The organism is Streptomyces sp. 11x1, from assembly GCF_032598905.1.
GTDB lineage: Bacteria > Actinomycetota > Actinomycetes > Streptomycetales > Streptomycetaceae > Streptomyces.
In genome coordinates, this window is the sequence record NZ_CP122458.1 from 1,831,732 (window position 1) to 1,848,141 (window position 16,410).

General features: G+C 72.8%; 13 protein-coding genes. 6 read left to right on the top strand and 7 right to left on the bottom strand.

Going from position 1 to position 16,410, the window contains the following annotated elements:
* Positions 1–45: 45 nt before the first annotated feature.
* Together P8T65_RS08120 and P8T65_RS08125 are read right to left on the bottom strand one after the other, a co-directional pair.
* Entirely contained in the window at positions 46–2,217 is a 2,172-nt protein-coding gene (locus P8T65_RS08120) for a phage holin family protein (RefSeq protein WP_316724680.1), read from the bottom strand.
* A gap of 229 nt (positions 2,218–2,446) precedes the next feature.
* Positions 2,447–2,947 (bottom strand): hypothetical protein, encoded by a 501-nt coding sequence (locus P8T65_RS08125; RefSeq protein ID WP_230213652.1) that lies wholly within the window; start codon positions 2,945–2,947, stop codon positions 2,447–2,449.
* Between the two features lie 161 nt (positions 2,948–3,108).
* Between P8T65_RS08125 and P8T65_RS08130 the strand changes: the two genes are divergently transcribed.
* Both P8T65_RS08130 and P8T65_RS08135 read left to right on the top strand, forming a co-directional pair.
* Positions 3,109–3,882 (top strand): MBL fold metallo-hydrolase, encoded by a 774-nt coding sequence (locus tag P8T65_RS08130; RefSeq protein ID WP_316724681.1) that lies wholly within the window; start codon positions 3,109–3,111, stop codon positions 3,880–3,882.
* 43 nt (positions 3,883–3,925) lie between these two features.
* A complete protein-coding gene (locus P8T65_RS08135; protein WP_316724682.1) occupies positions 3,926–4,537 on the top strand; it encodes a VTT domain-containing protein in 612 nt (203 codons plus the stop codon).
* 3 nt (positions 4,538–4,540) lie between these two features.
* Here the strand turns inward: P8T65_RS08135 and P8T65_RS08140 are convergent, their stop codons facing one another.
* From P8T65_RS08140 to P8T65_RS08155, 4 genes are all read right to left on the bottom strand, one after another.
* A complete protein-coding gene (locus P8T65_RS08140; protein ID WP_316724683.1) occupies positions 4,541–5,665 on the bottom strand; it encodes an MBL fold metallo-hydrolase in 1,125 nt (374 codons plus the stop codon).
* 147 nt (positions 5,666–5,812) lie between these two features.
* Positions 5,813–7,030, bottom strand: coding sequence for an aminotransferase class I/II-fold pyridoxal phosphate-dependent enzyme (locus P8T65_RS08145; RefSeq protein ID WP_316724684.1), 1,218 nt, complete (start codon positions 7,028–7,030; stop codon positions 5,813–5,815).
* 259 nt (positions 7,031–7,289) lie between these two features.
* Positions 7,290–7,955: a PT domain-containing protein gene (locus P8T65_RS08150; protein ID WP_399103011.1), complete on the bottom strand. Its 666-nt coding sequence runs from the start codon at positions 7,953–7,955 to the stop codon at positions 7,290–7,292.
* A 287-nt stretch (positions 7,956–8,242) separates the two neighbouring features.
* Positions 8,243–8,959, bottom strand: coding sequence for a GAF and ANTAR domain-containing protein (locus P8T65_RS08155; RefSeq protein WP_316724686.1), 717 nt, complete (start codon positions 8,957–8,959; stop codon positions 8,243–8,245).
* Between the two features lie 110 nt (positions 8,960–9,069).
* Here P8T65_RS08155 and P8T65_RS08160 point away from each other — a divergent pair, with 110 nt between their 5' ends.
* Entirely contained in the window at positions 9,070–10,182 is a 1,113-nt protein-coding gene (locus tag P8T65_RS08160; protein WP_316724687.1) for a PAS domain-containing protein, read from the top strand.
* Positions 10,183–10,272: 90 nt separating this feature from the next.
* Here P8T65_RS08160 and P8T65_RS08165 read toward each other — a convergent pair whose 3' ends face one another.
* Entirely contained in the window at positions 10,273–11,061 is a 789-nt protein-coding gene (locus P8T65_RS08165) for an RNA polymerase sigma factor SigF (RefSeq protein ID WP_316724688.1), read from the bottom strand.
* A 234-nt stretch (positions 11,062–11,295) separates the two neighbouring features.
* Between P8T65_RS08165 and P8T65_RS08170 the strand changes: the two genes are divergently transcribed.
* The 3 genes from P8T65_RS08170 to P8T65_RS08180 all read left to right on the top strand — a co-directional run bounded on the left by P8T65_RS08170 (position 11,296) and on the right by P8T65_RS08180 (position 16,243).
* Positions 11,296–13,104, top strand: a complete 1,809-nt coding sequence (locus tag P8T65_RS08170) for a thiamine pyrophosphate-requiring protein (protein ID WP_316724689.1) — start codon at positions 11,296–11,298, stop codon at positions 13,102–13,104.
* A 425-nt stretch (positions 13,105–13,529) separates the two neighbouring features.
* Positions 13,530–14,798 (top strand): heparan-alpha-glucosaminide N-acetyltransferase domain-containing protein, encoded by a 1,269-nt coding sequence (locus tag P8T65_RS08175; protein WP_316724690.1) that lies wholly within the window; start codon positions 13,530–13,532, stop codon positions 14,796–14,798.
* A 239-nt stretch (positions 14,799–15,037) separates the two neighbouring features.
* A complete protein-coding gene (locus tag P8T65_RS08180; protein ID WP_316724692.1) occupies positions 15,038–16,243 on the top strand; it encodes a histidine kinase in 1,206 nt (401 codons plus the stop codon).
* Positions 16,244–16,410 lie beyond the last annotated feature (167 nt).

Sequence of the window (16,410 nt, forward strand, 5' to 3'; positions counted from 1 at the left end):
TGGCCGGGGGCACCTGTGCGTCTGCCGGGTCCTGCTGGGGGATGCCTAAGCGTCTGCCGGGCCCTGCTGGGTGGCGGGTGCGGGTCGGTTCGTGGCTGGTCGCGCAGTTCCCCGCGCCCCTTCGGAGCGCTCCAGTTGAGCCATGGGTACTTGGGGGCCGTCCGCTTCCCTCAGCCAGCGTCTCAGGACGCGGTGGATGTGTTCCGCGCCCACCAGGGGCTCGTCCTCCGTCACCGGCTCGGAGAGGGCCAGGGGGGACATCAGGAAGGGGCGGGACTGGCAGCCGCCCAGGCCTCCGTGGGAGCCGATCTGTTCCTCGAAGGCGAGGACCTCGCCGTCGGCGGGGTCGTAGGAGGAGTTGACCATGATGTCGGCGGTGTGCGGGAAGCCGTGCGTGCGGCGTACGGCGTCGGCGGCACCGGGGCCGAAGTCGGCCAGGGGGCCCGGGTGTTCGTCGCTCAGATCGTCGATCGGGATCTCCGCGCCGTGCGCGCCGAGGACCACACCGCCGTGCTTCTCGCTGCGGACGAGGACGAATCCGATGCCGGGGTGGTTGGCCAGGGTGGAGAGCAGCGCGGGGTGACGGGCGTCGATCTCCTCGCGGCTCATCCGGTGGGAGACGTCCGGGAACGAGACGAGGCCGAGGTTGCCGGAGGCCAGCGTGATGGGCTCGGAGCGGCGGGTGGGGCGGTGCTCCTCGACGCCCTCCTCGACGGGGATGCGCAGCGCGGCCCGTACCGCCGCGCGTGCCTCGGCGCCGCTGTGGGTGCGCTGGGCGCGGCGCGGGACGGCCAGGCCGCAGCCGGCGCGGACCAGGTCGCCCAGGGTGAGGCCGTAGCGGCCCAGGAAGGTCTCCCCGGGGCTCTGGCCGTGGTCGGAGAGGAGGACGATCCGGTAGGCGCGCGGGGCGTGTTCGGCGACCTGGGCGATCAACGCGAGGGAGCGGTCCAGGCGTTCGAGGATCTTCGCGGCGTCCCGGCTGTGCGGTCCGGAGTGGTGCGCGACCTCGTCGTACGCCACCAGGTCCGCGTAGATCGCCGCGCGGCCGGCGAACATGTCCCCGATCACCGCGGCGACGACGACATCGCGCTCGACGACGGTGGCGAAGGCCCGGATGAACGGGTAGAGCCCGCCGCGCTTGACGCGCGGGCGCTGCTCGGCCAACCGGGCCCGGGTGGACTGGCCGATCTCCCTCAGGACGTCGGCGACGAAGGACATGGCCGTGCGGACGGCGTTGGCTGGGTCGGAGAAGTAGGCGAAGTAGCCGGCGCGGGACCGGTTGCGCCTGCCCCGGCGGGCCGCCATCGACAGCACCAGCGCGAGCTGCTCGGCGCCGCCGCTGAAGAGGTTGCCGCGGCTGGCGCCGTCGACGGTCAGCAGACCGCCGTCGCCGGTGTGGTCGACGGCCCGGCGCTGGAGCTCGGCGGCGCTGGAGGGCCGGTTGCAGACCATCACCTCCCGGGTGTCCTTCTCGTACCAGCGGAAGGCCGGCACGTCGTGGTTGGTGCCGTGCAGGATGCCGAGCTGGCTGGCGCCGGTCTGGCTGGACCAGTCGGTGCGCCACGGGGTGAGCCGGTGCGTGGGCCGGGGGCGGGCGATGCCGGCGGAGGCGGGCGGCGGCGCGAGGCCCAGCCACGCGGCCACGGTGGGCATCAGCCCCTTCTCCGCCGCCGCCTCCAGCACGTCGTGGCCGACTCCGTCGAGCTGGAGGAAGAGGGTGCCGGGGCCGGCGGGCCCCGGGCGGCCGGCGGCGTGCCCGCGGCGGCGGTCGGCCAGGCGGTACAGGCGGCGCCGGTAGGCGTCGTCGTCCCGTACGGCGAGGGCGCCGCCGGTGGCGGAGGCGACGGCGGACATCACCGCGGCGACGACCACGGCCGTCTCGGGCGCGGCCGCGCCCTGGCCTGAGGGGTTGAGCCGCAGGGCCAGCAGGAGCAGGGAGCCATTGAGGAAGAAGACGAGCAGGCCGAGGACGAGTGCCGGCACCAGCAGCAGGGCCCGCACCAGCAGCGGCCACACGAGCGAGGACAGCAGACCGAAGGCGCCCGCGCCGAGCGCCGCGGTCACGGCGATCTGCGTGGCGCTCTCGTCGCTCTCGGACTGGAGCCGGAAGTCGGGGAGCGCGCCCGCCAGCACGAGCATGGTCAGGGTGGACACCGCCCATACGGCGAGCATCCGCCAGACGCCGCTCAGCACCCTCCGCCAACGACCACCGCCCACGTTCCGGCCACCTTTGCGTCACGATCCTGGGGTCAGCCTGTCATAGGGGGTGGGGGCGCCGGGGTGGCATCGAGGGGGCGGCACGGGGGCACGGCTCGGCAAGGGGGCGGGCAGGGGCCGGCGCTTGCCGTGCGTCGCGGGCCGCGGGTCGTCGGTGGCCGGTCGCGCAGTTCCCCGCGCCCCTGGAGGGCGCTGGTGCACCCGGCGCTCGAAGAGGCACGTGGTGCCCTCAACGGCCGTCGTAGCCCGCCGTCGGCATCGACAGGCGGCGGTGGACATGGGCCTTCATCTGGGCGTCGTAGGCGGGTTCGGCGTGGCCGACGGTCTCGACGCGGATGCCGCGCCGGGCGCACTCGGCGGTGAAGTCGTCGACGGAGGCGAAGGCGCGCTCCAGGACGCGGTGGCTGGGGGCGACGAAGAGATCGACCAGGCCGGCGTCGACGTCGGCCCACAGGGCGCAGTGATCGGGGCGCAGACCGCGTACGAGCAGCTCGCGCGTGACCACATAGCCGCGCTCGGCCGCCCAGCGGGCGCACATGGCGTGCTGGCTGCGGGAGTCGACCAGGAAGGGGTCCGCCTCCAGCTCCTCCAGCGGTGTCAGGCTCGCTATGGCCGCGACCCGCACCACCGCACCGCGTCCCGGCGCGACCTGCCCCACCGCGCCGCGGCCACGAGCCGCGTCCGGGCACGCCACCCCGGAGACGCCGCTCCGATCGCCCTTGTCTCCCATGCTGTTCCCCCTCCCCCGGGCCCGGGACCCGTCCCGCGGAGCGAACCGCGGACGCCGGAACCGGCATGCCCGTCCACGGCATGATCCGCGGGACGAGCTCAGGCCGCAGACCCTACTCCAGCCCGTAGGCTCGGGGGAGTGGCGCGAAGGAGGCGAACGGAGTGCCGGTGGAGATCACCTGGTGGGGTCACGCGACCTGCACAGTGGAGGACTCGGGTACGAGAGTGCTGACCGACCCCCTGTTCGCGCGCCGGCTCGCACATCTGCGCAGGCGCCGGGGCGCGCCCCCGCCACCGGAGGCCGCGGTCGCGGACGTCGCACTGGTGTCGCATCTGCACGCCGATCATCTGCACGTCCCCTCCCTGGCCCGGCTCGCTCCGGGGACCCGGGTGGTGGTGCCGAAGGGCGCGCCGCGCCAGGTGCCGGGGCTGCGCAGGCTGGCCCATCTCCGGCTCTCCGAGGCGGCGCCCGGTGACGAGGTCAGGGTCGGTGACCTGGTCGTACGCGCTGTCTCCGCCCGGCACGACGGGCGGCGGCTGCCGGTGGGACCGCATCGCTCGCCCGCGCTCGGCTTCGTCGTCGAGGGCGAGGCGCGGACGTACTTCGCCGGGGACACCGGGCTGTTCGAGACGATGGCGAAGGAGGTCGGGCCGGTCGACGTGGCCCTGCTGCCGGTCGGCGGCTGGGGACCGTACCTCGGCGAGGGACACCTGGACGCGGGGCGCGCGGCGGAGGCGCTTGCGCTGCTCGCGCCCCGGAGCGCGGTTCCGGTGCACTACGGCACGTACTGGCCGATCGGCATGGACGCCGTGCGCCCCCATGAATTCCACGCTCCTGGTGAGGAGTTCGTACGCCTCGCCGCCGCACGCGCTCCCGACGTGGCCGTGCACCGGCTGGGCCACGGGGAGAGCGTGCGACCGGGGGTGGCCCGATGAGACGCCCGTCGGCGGAGGTCGCAGAGGTCGTGGGGGAGGCTCGGTGATCGCCCTGGCCGCGAGCGCTCCCGTGCCGTACGCGTCCACCCAGCAGGCGATCGGCTATCCCACGCTGTTCCTGCTGGTGCTGATCGGGGCGCTGGTGCCGGTGGTGCCGACCGGGGCGCTGGTCAGTTCGGCGGCCGTGGTGGCGTTCCATCAGACGGCGCCGCTCTCGCTGCTGCTGGTGTTCGCGGTGGCGTCGGTCGCCGCCTTCCTCGGGGACATCGCGCTGTACTGGCTGGGCCGGCGCGGTATGGGCTCCAAGAACGGTTCGCGCTGGTTGGAGGCGATTCGCCGCCGGGCGCCGGAGGACCGGCTGACCCAGGCGCAGGCGAAGCTCGACGACCACGGGGTGGCCGTGCTGGTGCTGTCGCGGCTGATGCCGGCCGGGCGTCTCCCGGTGATGCTGGCCTGTCTGCTGGCGAAGATGCCGCTGCGGCGGTTCGCCCGGGGGAATCTGCCGGCGTGCCTCGCGTGGGCCGTGACGTACCAGTTGATCGGCATCCTGGGCGGGTCCTTGTTCGAGGAGCCGTGGGAAGGGGTACTGGCGGCGGTCGTGCTGACGCTGCTGATCAGCCTGGTGCCGAGTGTGTGGCGCCGGGTCGTCCGGTGAGGGTCAGTCCAGCACTCGGGAGCCGCCGATCGGCAGGTCCCACAGGTTCTCGCGCGGCAGTCCGGCCGCCCGCCATGCCGTCCTCACCCTCCTCAGGGGTTCCAGGACCGGTTCGGCCGACAGCACGAAGGTGGCCCAGTGCATGGGGGCCATGTGCCGGGCGCCGAGGTCCTGGAAGGCACGGACGGCTTCCTCCGGGTCGCAGTGCACGTCGCTCAGCCACCAGCGGGGGTCGTAGGCGCCGATCGGCAGGAGGGCTACGTCGATCCCCGGGTGGCGGCGGCCGATGAGGGAGAACCAGTGGCCGTAGCCGGTGTCGCCGGCGAAGTAGAGGCGCCGGCCGCCGGGGGCGGTGAGGACCCAACCGCCCCACAGGGACCGGCAGGTGTCGGTGAGGGTGCGCTTGGACCAGTGGTGGGCCGGTACGAAGTCGAAGCGGACGCCGTGGAGTTCGGCCGCCTCCCACCAGTCCAGCTCGGTGACCCGGTCGAACCGGCGCCGCCGGAACCAGCGGCCGAGTCCGGCGGGCACGAACACCGGGGTGTCGCGCGGGAGTCTAGCCAGGGTGGGCGCGTCCAGGTGGTCGTAGTGGTTGTGGCTGATGACGACCGCGTCCACCCGGGGCAGCGCGTCCCAGTCGACGCCCACGGGGGTGACGCGCGCCGGGGTGCCCAGGATGCGGCGGGACCAGACGGGGTCGGTGAGGACGGTCAGCCCGCCGATCCGCACCACCCAACTCGCGTGCCCCGCCCAGGAGACGGCCAGGGTACGGGCGTCCGCCCTCGGCAACGGGCCTGGTTCGTAAGGCAGCAGCGGGACGTCGGCGAGTCCGTCGGCCCCGGGCCGCACCGAGCCCTCACGGGCGAACCGGGCGAAGGCCTTCAGCCCGGGGAGGGGCGTGGTGAGCCGGCCGGCGAACGACCGAGGCCAGCGGCGCGGCTCCCCGAGGGGGCGGGGCGGAGCGAGCGGCGGGAGGAGGGGAGTCCCGGACTCCGGGTCGGCGGTGCCCCGGGTGGTTGTCGAGGAGACGGTCGTCGCCGCGGTTGTCGGCATGGAGGCTGTCGTCGTGGAGGTGGTCGTCGAGGAGGCGTTCGTCGTGGAGGTGGTCGACTCGGACTGCTGCGTCATCGAGGAGGCTCCCGTCACTGAGCGTCGTCGTCACGAAGGATCGTCATCGCTGAAGTCCGCCGAAGGCCGGGTCACCGAGGCCGCCGGGGTCACCGAGGCCGCTGGTGCCGTCGGTCCCGCTGGTGCCGTCGGTCCTGCCGAAGAGCCTCACCGCAGGGCCTCGAACGCCGCTCCAAGGCGGGTCAACGCCCTTTCCACCTGCGGGAGTTCCAGGGGATCCGGTGCGGTGAGGGCGCGGGCGCGGTCCTCCTCGGTGGTGCCGAGGAACGCGTCGGTGGACAGCCGGACGCGCAGCGCCCCGAGGTCGTCCCCGAACCGGTGGCCACCGGGGGCGGGCATCCCGAGCCGCTCGGTGAGGAAGTCCTCCGCCTCCTGGGCGTCACCGACGCCGTACCCCGCGAGGGTCGAGCGCAGCGGGGCGAGGTCGGCGTAGAGATGCCGTCCGGCGCGCGGCGGCAGGGCGAGCGCCCCGGCGGCCACCACGGCGCGGTACGCGGCCTCGGCAAGGCGCGCGTGCAGACGCACGGCGGCGGCGAGCCGTTCGGTGACGGCGGCGGGCTCGCCGAGGGCGTGGGCGGCGGCCGCGGCCACCGGGGTGGCGACCCGGGCGCCCAGCGCGGTGAGCACGTCCAGGACCCGGTCGCGCAGCCCCGTCCCGTCCCCGTTCGCCGGGAAGCGGGCGACGGCGGCCGGCCAGCCGGCGGGCAGGAAGGCGCCGGCGAGGTCGGCGACGACGGTGACCCGGTCGGGCAGCATCTCGGCGGGGCTGAGCAGCACGGTGTCGTGCGGGTCGTGCACGGTGTCGCGCCAGGTCTCGTCGCTGACCAGGTGCAGCCCCTCCCCCAGGGCCGCCTCCATGGCCTCGTGCACCAGTTCGGGCGGGGCCACGGTCGCGGTCGGGTCGTCGGCGACGCACAGCACGAGCAGCCGGGGGTCGCCACCCTCGGCCCGGATCCTGCGGACGGTCTCCAGGAGCGCGTACGGGTCCGGCACGCCCCCGCACTCGGCGGGCGTGGCCACGTGGAAGACGCTTCGCCCCAGCGCCCGTGCCTGCGGCTCCCACCAGGCGGCGCACGGCCGTGGGAGCAGCACGTCGCCGCCGATCGCGGCGGTCAGCGCGAGGAGCAGGGCGGGGGCACCGGGGGCGGCCAGGGCCCTGTCCCGGGTGGTGTCCAGTCCGCGCCGGTCCCAGTAGCCGCAGGCGGCGTCCAGGAGGGCGGGGTCGCCACCGAGCGGGACCGGGTGGGGGCGGTCCGACGCGGCGGAGAGCGCGGCGGCCAGTTCGGGCAGGACGGGCAGTCCCTGGGCGGGGAGCGGCGGGCCGTAGCGGACCGGACCGTGCCCTTCCGGATCCGTCCGCCGCATGTGTGCCTCCGCCCGCTCCTGGTGCGTCGCCCGGCGCTCACCCCTCGGGATCGCTCCGGGATGTCGATGGTGCTCGTGCTGCCGCGTGGTGTTGCTCGGTGCTCCGTCGTGCGTCGGGGTGCGTCGGCGGCCCGTGTCGAACTCGGCGGGCGTCGCACGCACCCTCGGCCTGTCAGTACCCAGGCCCGCGCGCGCCATGGGCCCCGGGGCGGGTTGCGCCGGTCACATCCGTCAGGGGCCGGTGGCGGGCGCGGAGCCCTCAGGGCGTCCACCGGTCCCGGCGGCGCAGCCGGTGCACGGCCGCGCCGAGCGCGCCCGCGACGAGCAGGCCGCCCGCGACCATGGCCGGGACGGAGTCGGTGAAGGCCCCGCCGTCACCCGCGTGGACGCCGCGCTGGACCGGTGCCGGTTGGTGCGTGGAGTGGTGGGAGGGTTGGTGCGTGGGCTGGTGGGTCGGTTGGTGCGTGGGCTGGTGGGTCGGCTTGAGGGTGGACCAGGACTGGTCGCCTCCGACGGAGACGTCGAAGGCCGCGCTCCACTGCTTGCCCTCGCCTCCGGGGGCCGCGGGGCACACTCCGTCGACGCCCCACTCGGTGGCCGAGTTCGCCGCGTCGACGCCGGTCTCGAAGTCCGCGGCGGGCGCGATCTTCGCCGTGCCCTGGTAGGAGGGGCCGGCGTCACCGTCGCCGGGGAGGCGTTGCAGCGTGACGGTGCCCTGTTCGAACGCCTGTGAGCTGGCCTCGATGGTCTCGGGGGCGGTGCCGCCGGTCGGGTCGCAGGCGACGGAGAAAGTGAGGGTGCCGCCCGGCTCGACGGACTGGGGGTCCACCTCGGCCGCGGGGTCCGCGTACGCGGGTGTGGCGGCGGCGCCCAGGACGGCACCGATCAGGGCGGCGGCGGACAGGACACGGGCTCTGCGGCGCATGGGCGGGCGCGTGGGCGGGGGCATCGGGGGGACTCCTTCGGCCGACTCCGGCGGGGTGGGGGCACGACCGCCGTGCCCCGCGTCCATCAGAGCGCCGAGCCCCACGGGGCGCGCGTCACCGGGCACCATTCGCGGGACGCGGAGGGCCGACCGGGTGACGGTTCGCTCCGCCGCGTTCGCCGGTGAGCACCGTGGCGGGAGCGGGTTCGTGGTCGGCTGCCGGTTCGTTGTGGCTGGTCGCGCAGTTCCCCGCGCCCCTATGGGGGCGTGCTGCGGCTCGGGTCGGCTCAATCAGAAAGGGAGACCAGTTCCCGTTCCAGGCCCCGGCCCCTCTTCTGGACCACCGCCGACGCGACGTCCGAGAGTTTGCGGTTGGTGCCCTGGGAGATGCGGCGGAGGACGGTGAACGCGGCGTCGGCGTCGCAGCCGAGGACGTGCATGACCATGCCACAGGCCTGGTCGACCACGGGGCGGGAGCGCAGTGCGGCGCCGAGCTGGTCGAGTTCGCTGAGGGCGGCCCGGTAGGAGCGGTCGCGAACGATGCAGGTCGCGGCGAGGTCGCCGAGGGCACGGGCGGGGCCGTGCGGGACGTCCCTCAGGGCGTGGGGGCGGAAGCTGTAGAGGCTGAGGGTCACGGTGAGCCCGGAGCGCCTGAAGGGGAGCGTGACGCTGGACCGTACGCCCGCGTCGAGGGCCACCGCCCGGTACTCCGGCCAGCGTTCCTCGCGCAGCAGATCGGCGGAGTCGACGGGCTCACCGCGCTCCAGCGCGGCCGGGAGCGGTCCGTCGCCCGAGCGCAGTTGGACGGCGACGAGTCCCGCGAGGTCGGGGTGGGTGACCGCGGCGGGCCGTTCGGTGCCGCTGTCGGACACCATGCCGCTGGCGCCGCAGCAGTCGTCGGTGCAGCGGGCGGCCTGTTCGACGAGTTCGGAGAGCCTTCTGCCCGGATGTGCGGATTCCGCTGATTCCCGGCCCACGCGGCCGAGTTGTTCGCGTTCCGGCATGATGCACGCCTCCTCCTCGGATCGCCTTCCCACGCACCCGCGCGGAAAACGAATCTTCGGCCTTCGGTCCGGCCGTGCCCTCCGCGTCGTCCAGGCGCTACGTTCGTCGTATGACCCAGACGGACGAATTCGGTGAGGAACTCGCGGATTTCGTACACCGTGTCGCGGAGCTCAAGGCGGCCCGTTCGGTGCCGACGGGAGATCTGCCGACGGTCCTGGACGCGGCGTTCTTCGAACTCGACCACGTCGCGGACCAGTTGTGGCCGTGGTACGAGCGACTCACCGCCTCGGGTCCGGCCGGCGGCACCTCGTCCGCCGCGCAGGAGCACCAGTTGCTGAGGACCATGTTCCAAAGCCTGCCGCTGCCGGTGCTGTTGGTGGACCGCGAGACGGTGGTGCGGCGCCTCAACCAGGCCGCGACCGCCTTCACCGGCGTACGGTCCGGTTATGCGACGGGCCGTCCGCTCAGCGGTTTCCTCGCCCATTCCGACCGGGGCGCGTTCCGTTCGCAGGCGGCGGCCGTGGCCCGCGGCGAGGGCGACCGCAGTCTCAGCGTCCACCTGCAGCAGCGCCCGTCGTTGCCGGTCCGCGCCACGCTCACCAAGCTGCGCCCCGGCAGCGGTGAGCCGCGCAACACCGTCCTGGTCCTCCTCCAGCCGGCCGGACACCGGATGCCGACCGTCGAGCCCCTGCGTCCGCTGCCCAACCTCACCGAGACCACCCGCCACGCGGCCCTGATGGACCTCCTCGACGCGATGACCACGGCCCTGCTCACGGCGCCGGCCGGTACGGCCCTCGACCGGGCGGCCCGTGTCCTGCACGGCCGCTTCGCCGACTGGGTGGTCGCCGACACGACGACTCCCGGCCTCGCGCGCTCCACGGTCCTGGCCCCCTCGGAGGAGGAGGCAAAGCTCCTGGTGTCCCAGGACCCCGCCACCTGTCCCCTCGTCGTCACGGCCGCCCGGGGCGGTTCCCCCGCCCTCCAGATCCGTCCGGCCGACCCGGCCGCCTTCGGCCACGACGGCTCGGGGGCCCCGGTCCTCGTGAAGGCCGATGTGACCTCCCTGCTGACCGTGCCGCTGGCTCCCCCGGAAGGCCCGGTCACGGGCGTCCTGACCCTCTTCCGCTCAGGCGCCCGCCTGGCCTTCTCGATGGCCGAGGCCCAGGCGATGGACACGATGTCCCGCCACATAGCCCTGGCCATGGAAACCCGGGCCCCGTAAGGGGCGCGGGGAACTGCGCGACCAGCCACGACGAACCCGCAGACGACCGACGCACCCCACCCCCACGGCGCCCACGGCCAACCAGCGGAGCTACACCGCGTCCTTCATCACCTGGTCCCGCAGCCGATCACAGCACCGGCTGATCAACCGCGACACGTGCATCTGCGAGATCCCCAACTGCTCGGCGATCCGGCTCTGCGTCATGTCGCCGAAGAACCGCATGTACAGGATCGCCCGCTCCCGCTCCGGCAGCGCGGCCAGCCGGGGCTTCACGGCCTCGCGGTCCACCACCGTGTCCAACGCGGGGTCCGGCGCCCCCAGCGCGTCGCTCAGCGAGTAGCCGTCCTCGCTCCCCGGCAGCTCCGCGTCCAGCGACAGCGCCGTGAAGCTCTCCAGGGCCTCCAGCCCCACCCGGACGTCCTCCTCGCTCATGTTCGCGTGTGCGGCGATCTCCGCGACGGTGGGGCGTCGCCCGGAGATGGTCTGGGACAGGTCCTGACTGGCGAACCGCACACGGTTGCGCAGGTCCTGGACCCGGCGCGGCACGTGCAGGGTCCACATGTGGTCCCGGAAGTGCCGCTTGATCTCACCGGTGACGGTGGGCACGGCATAACTCTCGAAGGCGTTCCCCAGCTCGGGGTCGTAGCGGTCGACGGCCTTGACCAGGCCGAGCGAGGCGACCTGGCGCAGGTCGTCGTAGCTCTCACCGCGGTTGCGGAACCGGCCCGCGAGCCGTTCGGCCATGGGGAGCCATGCCTCGATGATCTGCTCACGCAGGGTGTCCCGCTGTTGACCGGGCGGAAGTGCGGCCAGCTGGCGGAAGGCCTCCGCGGTGTCGGGGGCATCGTCGTGCGGATGATGCTTCGCCTGGGTACGCATGGTGCGTCGCAACTCCCTGGATGGCGCTTCTGGGATGGACGGTCACCGTGGGGGCGCGGAGCTGCACGAGGGACAGCACACCCGTGAGGGAAACCTCGCCACTTCCACGGACGTGCCTCCTGTCCGAAGCACTTCTATGCGCCTGCCCCGGATCATGCATGGCAAACACATTCGGGGTTTTCCATTCCGCCCGCGGGTGACTCGCTCGGGAGACCACACCCCGGGAGGTCCAGTATGAGCACCACCGTCGCCGATCACATCTTGCGGAGGCTGCGCGAATGGGATATCGAACAGGTATTCGGCTACCCAGGGGACGGCATCAACGGGCTGCTCGCGGCCTGGGGCCGGGCCGAGGACCGGCCGCGGTTCATCCAGTCCCGGCACGAGGAGATGTCCGCCTTCCAGGCGGTCGGCTACGCCAAGTTCTCCGGCCGGCTCGGGGTGTGCGCGGCGACGTCGGGCCCGGGGGCGATCCACCTGCTCAACGGGCTGTACGACGCCAAACTGGACCATGTGCCGGTGCTGGCGATCGTCGGCCAGACGCACCGCAGCGCGATGGGCGGCTCCTACCAGCAGGAGGTCGACCTGCACACCCTGTTCAAGGACGTGGCCTCGGACTTCGTCGAGACGGTGACCGTGCCCGAGCAGCTGCCGAACGTCCTCGACCGGGCGATCCGCACCGCGTACGCCCGGCGGGCGCCGACGGCCGTCATCGTCCCCGGTGACGTGCAGGAACTGGAGTACTCGGCGCCGACCCACGAGTTCAAGATGGTCCCCTCCAGTCTGGGCGGCGGCTCCTGGACGGCGGTGCCGTCGGCGGAGTCGGTGGAGCGGGCCGCCGAGATCCTGAACGCCGGCGACAAGGTCGCGATCCTCATCGGGCAGGGCGCCGCCGGTGCCCGTGCCGAGGTGGCCCGGATCGCCGAGCTGCTCGGCGCGGGCGTCGCCAAGGCGCTCCTCGGCAAGGACGCGCTGAGCGACGAACTGCCGTACGTCACCGGCTCGATCGGGCTGCTGGGCACGCGCCCCTCGTACGAGCTGATGCGTGACTGCGACACGCTGCTGACCATCGGCTCGTCCTTCCCTTACTCCCAGTTCCTGCCGGACTTCGGCAAGGCGCGGGCCGTGCAGATCGACATCGACCCGCACATGGTCGGGATGCGCTACCCGTACGAGGTGAATCTCGTCGGGGACGCCAAGGCGACGCTGGAGCGGCTGATCCCGCTGATCGATCCGGAGCGGGGGCGCGATTGGTACGACGAGGTGTGCGCGGGGGTGGCGCGCTGGCGCGAGGTGACGGCGCGCCGGGCTGAGCTGTCGGCTGATCCGATCAACCCCGAGCTGGTGGCCCACGCCCTCGATCCGCTGCTGCCGCACGACGCGATCATCTCCTCGGACTCCGGTTCGGCGGCGAACTGGTACGCCCGGCACATCACCATGCGCGGACGCATGCGGGGCTCGCTGTCCGGCACGCTGGCGACGATGGGGTGCGGGGTGCCGTACGCGATCGGCGCGAAGTTCGCGCACCCGGACCGTCCGGCGATCGCCCTGGTCGGGGACGGGGCGATGCAGATGAACGGCATGGCGGAGCTGATCACCGCGGCGAAGTACCAGGACCGCTGGGAGGATCCGCGGCTGGTGGTGGCCGTCTGGAACAACCACGACCTCAACCAGGTGACGTGGGAGCTGCGGGCGATGGGCGGCGAGCCGTCCTTCCTGCCCTCGCAGGAGCTGCCCGACGTCCAGTACGCCGCCTTCGCGCGCTCGCTCGGGCTGACCGGGATCCGGGTGGAGAAGCCGGAGGACGTCGAGGCGGGCTGGCGCGCGGCCCTCGCGGCGGACGGTCCGGCGGTGGTGGAGTTCCTCACCGACCCGGCGGTGCCGCCGATCCCGCCGCACGCGACCTGGGAGCAGATGGAGTCCACGGCCGCCTCGATCCTCAAGGGCGACGCCGACCGGGCGTCCATGGTCAAACAGGGCTTCAAGGCGAAGATGCAGGAGTTCCTGCCGGGCGCCGGGTCGAAGAAGCACGACGGCTGTTGAACGGCACTGAAGAGTTCAGTTGCGCACGAAAGAGTTCAGTGGTCGGTTCAGTAGCGCGGTGAACTGTTCAGTGCCGTACCTGGCATCGTGGTGCGGCTGAATGTCCCGACGTCACGCCACGTGTCCGAGTCAGTTGTCCCCGGCCGGTAGCGGCGGGGAGTTCTCCAGCAGCCACACGATGCGCGTCGGCATCTCTGAGCTCGACCGGTCACACACCTGCTCGTGGCGTTCATCGACAAGCACAGGGGCCGCGTCGGCGACGTCGGCCGCCCGCACCGGCCGCGACAGCGACCGCGAGTCAAGACCGCAGCACCGAAGTCGCTTCTGGTGATGGCCGATCGGCTCGGCGTCCTTGGCCGTTCGGCGGAGGTGGTCCGGAAGCTTGGCAGAGGCGTCAGGGCGTCCCCACCGGCGACGTTGGTCGCATGACTCAGATCGAGATCTCGCACGAAACGCCACCTCCGCGGCACGGGGCACCCGCTGAACCCGCGGGCGTGGTCGAACAGCAGCCGTCGGTGGGGCGGTTGGTCGGGGTGGACCTGGCCCGCGCGCTGGCGGTGTTCGGCATGTTCGCGGTCCACGTCGCCCCACCTGCCGAGGACGTGGGTGGCTTCGGCGGCTGGCTGCTGGAACTGACCGAGGGCCGGTCGTCGATCCTGTTCGCCACCCTCGCCGGGTTCTCGCTGATGCTGATCGCCAGCCGTCGGGAGCCGAAGACCGGCCTGGCCGGCCGGCAGGCGAAGGCCCGGATCGTGATCCGGGCTGTGGTCCTGCTGGCGCTGGGCACCGTGCTGACGATGCTCAGGACCGGGATCCTGGTGATTCTCGCCTTCTACGGGGTGTACTTCCTGCTGGCACTGCCCCTGATACGACTGCGGGCCAGAACCCTCGCGATCATCGCGGCCGTGCTCGCGGTCGTCGGGCCGCAGGCGGCGTTCGGCCTGAAGTGGCTGCTGGGCGAGACGACGGCGAAGATCATCAACACCTACGACCCGATCGGCAGGCTCGGCGGCGACGGACTGCTGGGTCTGCTGCTCGACGGCTACTACCCCGCGATCACCTGGATGCCGTTCGTGATCGCCGGCATGGCACTGGCCCGGCTCGACCTGGCCGCCGGCGTGGTGCAACGTCGGCTGGCCGCGCTCGGCGCCGCGCTGATGGCGCTCGGATACGGGACCGCCTGGCTGACGGCAAGGCTGTACCCGCCCATTCAGGCGGACAAGGCCGCTCTGAAGGAAGCCTTCGCGAACCTGGATCCGAACTCCATCGAATCCCTGCGACCGGGATCGCCGGCCTTCGACTACATCAACAACAAGGTCACGGACAGCGCGAACATAGCCTCGTCGCTGCTGGGAGCCGAGCCGCACAGCGGTACGACCTTCGAGATCATCGGCGGCCTCGGCGTGGCGATCACCGTACTCGTCTGCGCGACCGCGACCATGGCCCGGCTCGCGTGGCTGCGCCTGCTGGCGAGCCCGCTCATCGCCGTGGGCACCATGTCCCTGACGCTCTACGTCGCCCACGTCGCCGCCTACGCCATGCTGCCCGATGAGGCCATCGGCACCTTTGTTCCGCTGCTCGGGTTCATCGCCGGGGCGATCGTGTTCGCCACCGTCTGGTCGCGCTTCTTCCGCCGCGGACCGCTGGAGTACCTGCTCAACAACACCACCAAACTGGCGAAGTTCGTCCGGTGAGACGCGGCGTGTCAGGGCCCGTTCGCCCTTCGCCCGAACAAGGTCGGCCCTGGCTGAGCCCGGATACGATGACCACGGCCCCCGTCCTCGGGTACGGTCGGCGCCGATCACGGGCTACCGGTCATCACCGCTGCACTGCTGCGGCTGGTGACCCCGGCCGGCGTGGCCCGGACGCGGCTGCGCTCATCGGTCGGGCGACCGCCCGGCTCGGCGGCCACCGCCGTCGTCGTGGAGGTGCCGTGGCTGGTTGGGCGAAACTCCCCGAGGTCGTCACCGCCGGGGCGGTGACGACCTGGCAGGGCAGGTTGCTGTTGGCGTGGTGGTTGTTCCTGCCCGCCACGGCGATCGTCACGGCCGTCATCAACGTGCCCGGGCAGCCCGCAACAGCGATCGGCCTGCTGGCCGCCGCACTCGCCCTGCTCTGCCGGTTCACCTGGCCGATCACCTCGCTGCTGGCAGGGACCGGCCTCGCGGCAGTGGCGTTGATCTTGCAGAGCACGACCCTGCTGGCTTTTGTCTGGCCGGTGAGCGTGATGCTCGCCTATGCGGTGGGCCGCCAGGTCCCGGACACTCGCCTCGCGGTGGCCGCTCTGACGCTCGCCACCGGCGTGCAATCCGCGGCCAGCTTCGTCGAGCTCGCCGGGCTGACGGTTGACCTGGAGGATGTCGGCCGCATCGTCGTCATCAATGTGCTGCTGGTGGTACTGCCGGGCGCCATCGGCATGCGGCAGGGGGAGCGAGCCCTGGCCATGGATGCCCTGCACGAACGCAACGCCCTGCTGGAACGCGCCAACCTGCTCGGCGAGTCGCAGGCCCGGATGCAGGAAAGGGCGCGCATCGCCGGCGAGATGCACGATCTGCTCGGCCACCGGCTCAGCCTGATCGTCCTGTACGCCGGTGCCCTGGAGATGCGCACCCGCACCGCGGCCCCCGAGATCAACGAGCAGGCCGACCTGCTGCGGACCACCTCCCGGACCGCACTCGACGAGCTTCGCACGGTGCTGGGCATCCTGCGCCTCGACGGCGCCGAACCACCGGACGGCGCCGAATCGGCGGTCGGCACGCGCGAGGATGTCACCAGCCTGGTCGCCGAAGCCCAGCATGCGGGCCTGCCCCTCACCCTGTCCTGGCGCGGCGGCGACCTCACCGACGCCGACACCGGCATCCGCCGAGCGGTCAACCGCATCGTGCGCGAAGCCCTCACCAACGTGCACAAACACGCCCCGGGTGCGCCAACCCGGCTGACCGTCACCGTCGACACCGAAAAACTCACCATCAACGTACTCAACGTCGCACGCCCGCCCGCCGTCCCACCGCCCAGCAGCGGCCTGGGACTGGCCGGCCTGCGCGAACGCGCCCGCCTGGCCGGCGGCGACTTCACCGCCGGCACAGACCCGCTCACCGGCAACCACGCCCTCACCGCCACCCTCCCCCTGCGCCATTGAAGCCCGGGCGCAATGAGCCCGACCATCGATCAACCCGCCCTGGCCGACGCGCAGATGCTCCCCTCCCGTACCGGGGCCGAAGACGGGCCCCACCACCACGCATCACGAAGGAAGACCAAGACGGCCTTCATCGCCCTCGCCGGAGTCGCCGTCGCGGTCTGCGGCGG

Bases quoted from the DNA above. Each gene is read 5' to 3' on its own strand.
- P8T65_RS08125 (WP_230213652.1), bottom strand. From the start codon at position 2,947: ATGGGAGACAAGGGCGATCGGAGCGGCGTCTCCGGGGTGGCGTGCCCG.
- P8T65_RS08140 (WP_316724683.1), bottom strand. From the start codon at position 5,665: ATGACGCAGCAGTCCGAGTCGACCACCTCCACGACGAACGCCTCCTCG.
- P8T65_RS08145 (WP_316724684.1), bottom strand. From the start codon at position 7,030: ATGCGGCGGACGGATCCGGAAGGGCACGGTCCGGTCCGCTACGGCCCG.
- P8T65_RS08150 (WP_399103011.1), bottom strand. From the start codon at position 7,955: ATGCGCCGCAGAGCCCGTGTCCTGTCCGCCGCCGCCCTGATCGGTGCC.
- P8T65_RS08155 (WP_316724686.1), bottom strand. From the start codon at position 8,959: ATGCCGGAACGCGAACAACTCGGCCGCGTGGGCCGGGAATCAGCGGAA.
- P8T65_RS08160 (WP_316724687.1), top strand. From the start codon at position 9,070: ATGACCCAGACGGACGAATTCGGTGAGGAACTCGCGGATTTCGTACAC.
- P8T65_RS08165 (WP_316724688.1), bottom strand. From the start codon at position 11,061: ATGCGTACCCAGGCGAAGCATCATCCGCACGACGATGCCCCCGACACC.
- P8T65_RS08170 (WP_316724689.1), top strand. From the start codon at position 11,296: ATGAGCACCACCGTCGCCGATCACATCTTGCGGAGGCTGCGCGAATGG.
- P8T65_RS08175 (WP_316724690.1), top strand. From the start codon at position 13,530: ATGACTCAGATCGAGATCTCGCACGAAACGCCACCTCCGCGGCACGGG.